Source organism: Mycobacterium sp. E3305, assembly GCF_001666785.1.
Classification (GTDB): Bacteria; Actinomycetota; Actinomycetes; order Mycobacteriales; family Mycobacteriaceae; genus Mycobacterium.
Genome location: NZ_LZJA01000038.1, coordinates 1 through 7690, shown reverse-complemented (window position 1 = coordinate 7690; position 7690 = coordinate 1). Strand labels below are relative to the sequence as shown.

Annotated in this window: 6 protein-coding genes and 1 riboswitch; of the genes, 5 read left to right on the top strand and 1 reads right to left on the bottom strand. The window is 69.4% G+C overall.

Annotation, left to right across the window (positions count from 1 at the left end; all coding sequences use genetic code 11):
* From A5701_RS28460 to ileS, 5 genes are all read left to right on the top strand, one after another.
* Window positions 1-362: hypothetical protein (locus tag A5701_RS28460; protein ID WP_197504917.1), on the top strand; the 362-nt coding region annotated here is incomplete at its 5' end.
* 129 nt (window positions 363-491) lie between these two features.
* On the top strand, window positions 492-1073 hold the full coding sequence (locus tag A5701_RS04350) for a carboxymuconolactone decarboxylase family protein (protein WP_067749045.1): 582 nt from the start codon (window positions 492-494) through the stop codon (window positions 1071-1073).
* Between the two features lie 32 nt (window positions 1074-1105).
* On the top strand, window positions 1106-2230 hold the full coding sequence (locus A5701_RS04345) for a nitronate monooxygenase (protein ID WP_067749039.1): 1125 nt from the start codon (window positions 1106-1108) through the stop codon (window positions 2228-2230).
* Window positions 2231-2529: 299 nt separating this feature from the next.
* Window positions 2530-2699: riboswitch (M-box (ykoK) riboswitch) on the top strand.
* 289 nt (window positions 2700-2988) lie between these two features.
* A complete protein-coding gene (locus A5701_RS04340) occupies window positions 2989-3228 on the top strand; it encodes an Rv1535 family protein (RefSeq protein ID WP_067749036.1) in 240 nt (79 codons plus the stop codon).
* Between the two features lie 337 nt (window positions 3229-3565).
* Window positions 3566-6688, top strand: coding sequence for an isoleucine--tRNA ligase (ileS, locus tag A5701_RS04335; protein WP_067749042.1), 3123 nt, complete (start codon window positions 3566-3568; stop codon window positions 6686-6688).
* Window positions 6689-6861: 173 nt separating this feature from the next.
* On the opposite strand, the gene A5701_RS28455 is transcribed toward ileS, so the two are convergent.
* On the bottom strand, window positions 6862-7584 hold the full coding sequence (locus tag A5701_RS28455) for an SHOCT domain-containing protein (protein WP_067749032.1): 723 nt from the start codon (window positions 7582-7584) through the stop codon (window positions 6862-6864).
* Window positions 7585-7690 lie beyond the last annotated feature (106 nt).

Below are 7690 nucleotides of genomic sequence, written 5' to 3'. Positions count from 1 at the left end.
TGAACCCGCACGACGACGGCATCGGCATCGACGAGTACGTCGACTGGCTGATCGAGGCCGGCTACCCGATCGAGCGCGTCGACGACTTCGGGGAGTGGCTGCGACGGTTCGAGGCCGCGCTGCGCGAGTTGCCGGAGCGGCAACGCCACCACTCGGTGCTGCCGCTGCTGCCATTGCCGGGCGCGCAGCAGGTCGAGCCCGCGGAGCCGGCCCGCGGTCCACTCGCCCCCGCCGATCGGTTCCGCGCCGCGGTGCGGGAGGCCAAGATCGGCCAGGACGGCGACGAACCGGACATCCCGCACGTGTCCGCGCCGGTGATCGTCAAGTACGTCACCGACCTGCAACTGCTCGGCCTGCTGTAAACGTCAGAGCGGCAAGGGTTTTCGCGCGAACGAGCGCAATGCCCGGCATTCGGGCCACGTCGGGGCGAAGCCTGACTACCATGACCGATGATCGTGACGGTGTCCCGCCAGCACACGAAAGTGTTCACCATGACAACAGCTCGCGTGCCCAAACTGCCGCTCGACGAAGCCACGGCCGCCGCCGACGAAGCGGCCGTGCCCAACTACATGGCCGAACTGAGCATCTTCCAGGTGCTGCTGAATCACCCGCAGCTGGCGCGCGCGATCAACGACCTGCTCGCCACCATGCTCTGGCACGGCGCGCTCGACCCGCGGCTGCGCGAGTTGGTGATCATGCGGATCGGCTGGCTCACCGCCTGCGACTACGAGTGGACGCAGCACTGGCGGGTCGCGTCCCGGCTCGGCGTGGCCCCCGACGACCTCGTCGGCGTGCGCGACTGGCAGGCGCACGACGGGTTCGGGCCCGCCGAACGGGCCGTGCTGGCCGCCACCGACGACGTGGTGCGCGACGGGGCGGTGAGCGCCGGGAGCTGGGCGGCCTGCGAGCGTGAATTGCAAGGCGACACAACGGTTCTCATCGAGCTCGTCACCGCGATCGGCGCGTGGCGGATGGTCTCGTCGATCCTGCAGAGCCTGCAGGTCCCGCTCGAAGAGGGGGTGTCCAGCTGGCCGCCGGACGGCCGGTCGCCCGCGGAAGCCGTCGTCGATTGACATATCGATCGGTGGCTCTTTAGCGTCGGGCAATGCGTACCAGAGTCGCCGAAATGCTCGGCGTCGAGTTTCCGATCTGCGCGTTCAGCCACTGCCGCGACGTGGTGGCCGCGGTGACCAATGCGGGCGGGTTCGGCGTCCTCGGCGCGGTGGCGCACAGCCCCCAGCGGCTGGAGAGCGAACTGACCTGGATCTCCGAGCAGACCGGCGGCAAGCCCTTCGGGGTGGACCTGCTGCTGCCGCCCAAGTACGTCGGCGCGGACGAGGGCGGCATCGACGCCGCACAGGTGCGGGCGCGGCTGCCCGAGGAGCACCGCGCGTTCGTCGACGACATCCTGGCCCGCTACGGGATCACCGCGCCGCCCCAGGAGTCGCGCGGCTCCGCGGGCGGCCTCAACATCTCGCCGAAGGGCTACGAGCCGCTGCTCGAGGTGGCGTTCGCCCACCGCATCCGGCTGATCGCCAGCGCGCTCGGCCCACCCCCGGCGGACCTGGTCGAACGCGCCCACGACCGCGACGTGCTGGTGGCCGCGCTGGCCGGCACCACGCGGCACGCCCAACGGCACGCGGCCGCCGGTGTCGACCTGATCGTCGCGCAGGGCACCGAGGCCGGGGGGCACACCGGCGAGGTCGCCACCATGGTCTTGGTGCCCGAGGTCGTCGACGCGGTGGCGCCGGTCCCCGTTCTCGCCGCGGGCGGCATCGCCCGCGGCCGCCAGATCGCGGCGGCCCTGGCCCTCGGCGCCGAGGGCGTCTGGTGCGGGTCGGTGTGGCTGACCACCGAAGAGGCCGAGACGCCGCCGGTGGTCAGGGACAAGTTCCTGGCGGCCACCTCGTCGGACACCGTGCGATCGCGATCGATGACGGGCAAGCCGGCGCGGATGCTGCGCACGGCCTGGACCGACGAATGGGACCGCCCGGAAAAGCCCGACCCGCTCGGCATGCCGCTGCAGACCGCCCTGGTCACCGAGCCGCAGGTGCGCATCAACGCCGCGGCCGCGCACCCCGGGGCCAAGGCGCGCGAGCTGGCCACCTACTTCGTCGGCCAGGTGGTCGGCTCGCTCGACCGGGTTCGCCCCGCGCGAACGGTGGTGCTCGACATGGTCGAGGAGTTCATCGACACCATCGGGCGGCTCGAGGGCTTGATCGAGCGGTGACGCCCGCCGGCGCCGTTTCGCGAGTGCGCCCACGGCTTTCGGCGTGCGCCCGCGGCGGCGACACGCCGACGGCCTCCGCCCGGGACGCACGCGCGTCCGCGCCCGGCCTTGCCGGCCGCCACGAGCCGACCGGCAAACCGGAAATGAACAAAAGATGTCCAGCGGCCGCGTCGTACGTCCAGGTCAGGGGAGTGATACTGGCAAAAACCTGTGCGGCTGCCGCGCAGAATCGTAAAGATTGCGCAACCCCGCGCCGATGAGTTTGACCCCACCGGACCCGTCGTGCATTATCGGTCGGGTATGCACCTCGTTAGGTGAGGCGTCTACACGAATACAGGCCACTGACCCCGAACGTCGAAAGACGCCCCGGGTCAGGACAGCTCCTCCCGGCTTAAGGGTTGAGCCCAGGTGGCTTCCGGACAACCGGACACGTCGTGTGGTGCCAAAGCTCTGACGAGAGGGGTGCGGATCGCCGACGGTCGTCGGGTTTCTGCTCCTCATGCTGCGCGCAAATCGTGTGCGGACGCTCCGCGCGCGTCGTGACCGCGAGGAGGTGAGGGACACATGAGTTCCAGCGATAGTCCGGATCGAAGTCCGAACTCCGTCTCGTCCCGATCCGGTCTCCGGCACGGCGTCCTCGGCTGAGGCGTCGCAAACGCTAACTGGCTTATCGGCCAAGCGTTCTGGGATCGGAACCGCTACGGGACGGGGCACGTCCATCCAATCAGTCCCCCGTTCGAACCCGTCAGGAGACGACCATGACCGCAGCTCTGTACGACGAAGTGGTAACCGTAGCGCCCGCCCGCAAGTTGACGGTGGTGCGCGACGTCGAGACGACTCGGGCCCCCGCGCCCAAGAAGGCCACCCGCCGGGGCAACCCGCAGCCCGTTCTCGCGGGCGACCCGTTGGTGGAGGGCGCCACCCGGCTGTTGAGCATCCCGCTGCGCCACCTGTACGCGGCGCTGCTGCGGGCCGGTGTGCTCGAAATCCAGGCCTGATTCCCATGGGCAGCGACCAACCAGGGCTCCAAGGGGCTACCCGGCCGCAGGTGTTTCCTGAGGCCAGGTAGCCCCTTGGGGTCCTTCGCCTGAGTAGAATCGGGCATCGGCGTCGATCCGGCATCACCGGGGAGCCTTCGGAAGAACAGCCGGCTGCTTTCCCTGGCCGGCTCAGTAGAACCGAACGGGCGGGCCCGTCACAGCCTTCCAACGAGCGGCCACGCGACGGCGTGGCAAGCGGGGTGGTACCGCGGCGCTCGCGCAGACAGCGCGTCGTCGTCCCCATTAGGCCCTACCAGTGCCGGGCGGCACTGAGGCACAGGAGACGACGCACCACGTGACCGAGAACGCTGACGTCAAGGCCTACCCGAAGCCGGAAGGCGCGCCCGACTTCCCGGCTCTGGAACTGGAAGTCCTCGACTACTGGGCGCAGGACGACACCTTCCGCGCCAGCATCGCCCGCCGCGACGGCGCCGAAGAATACGTCTTCTACGACGGCCCGCCGTTCGCCAACGGGCTGCCGCACTACGGGCACCTGCTCACCGGCTACGTGAAGGACATCGTGCCGCGGTACCGCACCATGCGCGGCTACAAGGTGGAGCGCCGGTTCGGCTGGGACACGCACGGATTGCCCGCCGAACTCGAGGTCGAGCGCCAACTCGGGATCAACGACAAGTCGCAGATCGACGACATGGGGATCGCCGCGTTCAACGACGCGTGCCGCGCGTCGGTGTTGCGTTACACCGACGAGTGGCGGGCGTACGTGACCCGTCAGGCCCGCTGGGTCGATTTCGACAACGACTACAAGACGCTCGATCTGCCCTACATGGAATCGGTGATCTGGGCGTTCAAGCAGCTGTGGGACAAGGGGCTTGCCTACGAGGGTTACCGCGTCCTGCCGTACTGCTGGCGCGACGAAACCCCGTTGTCCAACCACGAATTGCGCATGGACGACGACGTCTACCAGAGCAGGCAGGACCCGGCGCTGACGGTCGGGTTCAAGGTGGTCGGCGGCGCGCTGGACGGCGCGCACCTGCTGGTGTGGACGACGACGCCGTGGACCCTGCCGTCGAACCTGGCGGTCGCCGTCAACCCCGACGTCACCTACGTCGAGGTCCGCTCCGGCGACCATCGGTTCGTGCTGGCGCAGCCGCGGCTGGCCGCCTACGCGCGCGAGCTCGGGGAAGAGCCCGAGATCCTGGGCACCTACTCCGGCGCCGACCTGCTGGGCACGCGCTACCTTCCGCCGTTCCCGTATTTCATGGACAGTCCCAAGGCTTTTCAGGTGCTGCCCGGGGAGTTCGTCACCACCGAGGACGGCACCGGCATCGTGCACATGGCCCCGGCCTACGGCGAGGACGACATGGCCACCACCGACAAGGTGGGCATCGTGCCGGTGACACCGGTCGATGCCAAGGGCCGCTTCGACGCCACGGTGCCGGATTACCAGGGGCAGCGCGTCTTTGACGCCAACCCGCACATCATCCGCGACCTGAAGAATGGCAGCGGACCGGCGGCCGCCAACGGCGCCGTGCTGCTGCGCCACGAAACCTACGAGCACCCCTACCCGCACTGCTGGCGCTGCCGCAACCCGCTGATCTACCGGGCGGTGTCGTCGTGGTTCGTCGCGGTCACCGCATTCCGCGACCGCATGGTGGAGCTCAATCAGCAGATCACCTGGTACCCCGAACACGTCAAGGACGGTCAGTTCGGCAAGTGGCTGCAGGGTGCCCGCGACTGGTCGATCTCGCGAAACCGCTACTGGGGCAGCCCGATTCCGGTGTGGAAGTCCGACGACCCCGCCTACCCGCGCATCGACGTCTACGGCAGCCTCGACGAGCTGGAGCGCGACTTCGGGGTGCGGCCCACCAACCTGCACCGTCCCTACATCGACGAGCTGACCCGTCCCAATCCCGACGACCCGACCGGTCGCAGCACCATGCGGCGCATCCCCGACGTGCTCGATGTGTGGTTCGACTCGGGTTCCATGCCGTACGCCCAGGTGCACTACCCGTTCGAGAATCGCGACTGGTTCGACGGCCACTATCCCGGCGACTTCATCGTCGAGTACATCGGGCAGACCCGCGGCTGGTTCTACACGCTGCACGTGCTGGCCACCGCGCTGTTCGACCGGCCGTCCTTCAAAACCTGTGTCGCGCACGGCATCGTGCTGGGTTCCGACGGCCAGAAGATGAGCAAATCGCTGCGCAACTACCCGGACGTGTCCGAGGTGTTCGACCGCGACGGCTCCGATGCCATGCGGTGGTTCTTGATGGCGTCGCCGATCCTGCGCGGCGGCAACCTGATCGTCACCGAGCAGGGCATCCGCGAGGGCGTGCGCCAGGTCCTGCTGCCGCTGTGGAACGCCTACAGCTTCCTGGCCCTCTACGCGCCCAAAGTCGGGACCTGGCGCACCGATTCGCGGCAGGCGCTGGACCGCTACATCCTGGCCAAGCTCGCCGAGCTACGCGACGACCTCACCCGCGAAATGGACGGCTGCGACATCTCCCGGGCCTGCGAGCACCTGCGTCAGTTCACCGAGGCGTTGACGAATTGGTATGTGCGACGGTCGCGTTCGCGGTTCTGGGAGGAGGACCCCGACGCCATCGACACCCTGCACACCGTGCTCGAGGTGACGGCCAGGCTGGCCGCGCCGCTGCTCCCGTCGGTCACCGAGATCATCTGGCGCGGCCTCACCGGCGGGCGCTCGGTGCATCTCACCGATTGGCCGGACGCCGAAGCGCTGCCCGCCGACCCCGGCCTGGTCGCCGCGATGGACCAGGTGCGCGAGGTGTGCTCGGCCGCGTCGTCGCTGCGCAAGGCCAAGAAGCTGCGCGTGCGCCTGCCGTTGCCGAGGTTGATTGTGGCAGTGGAGAATCCGCGCAGACTGGAGCCGTTCGCCGATCTGATCGCCGATGAGCTCAACGTCAAGAGCATCGAGCTGACCGACGCGATCGACACCTACGGCTCCTTCGAGCTCACGGTCAACGCCCGGGTGGCCGGGCCGCGGCTGGGCAAGGACGTGCAGGCCGCCATCAAGGCGGTCAAGGCGGGGGAGGGTGTCGTCAACCCCGACGGCACGCTGACCGCGGGACCCGCGGTGCTGTTGCCCGAGGAATACAGCTCGCGGCTGGTCGCCGCCGACCCGGAGTTCACTGCCGCGCTGCCCGACGGGGCTGGACTGGTGGTGCTGGACGGCACCGTGACACCGGAGCTGGAGGCGGAGGGCTGGGCCAAGGACCGCATCCGCGAACTGCAGGAGCTGCGCAAGTCGACCGGTCTGGACGTGTCCGACCGGATCTCGGTGGTGATGTCGGTGCCCGCGGAGCGGGCCGACTGGGCGCGCACCCACCGCGACCTGATCGCCGGCGAGATCCTTGCCACCCGTTTCGAATTCGGTGAGCCGGCCGACGGCGTCGACATCGGCGACGGCGTCCGGGTGAGCATCGCCAAGGCGTAGCCGCCGTCAGGGGCACATGAAGGCGGTCGGTGGGCATGGACTTCGCCGATCTCGTCGTGGCGCTAGGAAACGAGCAACAGCACGGGCATAGCCGGGGTTGACCGCGCGCCCCGCGCAACGACGTGCCGCGGTCTGGCGGCGCCCGCGGGTCCGCGCCCGCCGGCACTGGCGACTCAGATCGCCGCGATGATCTCGGCCCGCTTGCGGGTGTAGTCGGCGTCGGTGATCGCCCCGGTCGCGCGCAGCTCCTCGAGCTCCCGCAGGCGCTCGGCGGCCGGGCGTTGCGGCGCGGCGCTCGCGACGATGTCTTCGAGCCGCCGGCCGCCGATGACGATGTTCGGCCCGGCACCTTGGGGCGCCGCCGCCGCGCCCAGTGCGTCGATGATGCGTTGGCCCGACTCGTCCTTGGCGATGACGAAGGCGTGCGGCAGGCCCGGGATGCGCTGACCGGAAGCCGCGCGCTGCGCGGCGATCTGCTGCGCCACCCGGCCGCTGTCGCCGTCGATCGGCAGCCACAGGGTGATGATCTGCCGGTCGTCGGCCAGCCCGCGCGCCCTGGCCGCCACGTCGTTGCCGGCCTGGGCCCGAAAGCCCGAGCGATCCCACGCCTTGAGCACGTTGCCGGGCACCAGGACGCCACGGTGCTGCTTGTCTTCGAGCGCGTAGACGCCAGACGCGGTGACGGCCAGGATGAAACTCTTCGGTAGGCCGGTGCCGTTGGGCACGCTTCGCCAATTCACCTCGCCCCCGCCCGACGGATACATCTGCATGGCTTTGGTCGACGTCTGCTCGCATCGCGTGGCCGCCTCGACCGGCTGACGCAGGATCTCCGATGCCACGGCGGCGGCCTGCTGGTTGAGCGCCGGGTCGTGCTGCGCGCGGGCCCTGAACTTCATGGTCTTTCCTTTCGCGTGTGCCCTCGGGCGATGGTCTGCATCCGTATGCAAGCGAACCGTCCCGGCCGCGCTCCCGATCCCAACAATTCGGCCTCGGCGGCGCCGG

What these genes read in the sequence shown, in the direction of transcription:
- A5701_RS04345 (WP_067749039.1), top strand. Translation starts at nt 1,106, where the DNA reads ATGCGTACCAGAGTCGCCGAAATGCTCGGCGTCGAGTTTCCGATCTGC.
- A5701_RS04340 (WP_067749036.1), top strand. Translation starts at nt 2,989, where the DNA reads ATGACCGCAGCTCTGTACGACGAAGTGGTAACCGTAGCGCCCGCCCGC.
- A5701_RS28455 (WP_067749032.1), bottom strand. Translation starts at nt 7,584, where the DNA reads ATGAAGTTCAGGGCCCGCGCGCAGCACGACCCGGCGCTCAACCAGCAG.
- A5701_RS04350 (WP_067749045.1), top strand. Translation starts at nt 492, where the DNA reads ATGACAACAGCTCGCGTGCCCAAACTGCCGCTCGACGAAGCCACGGCC.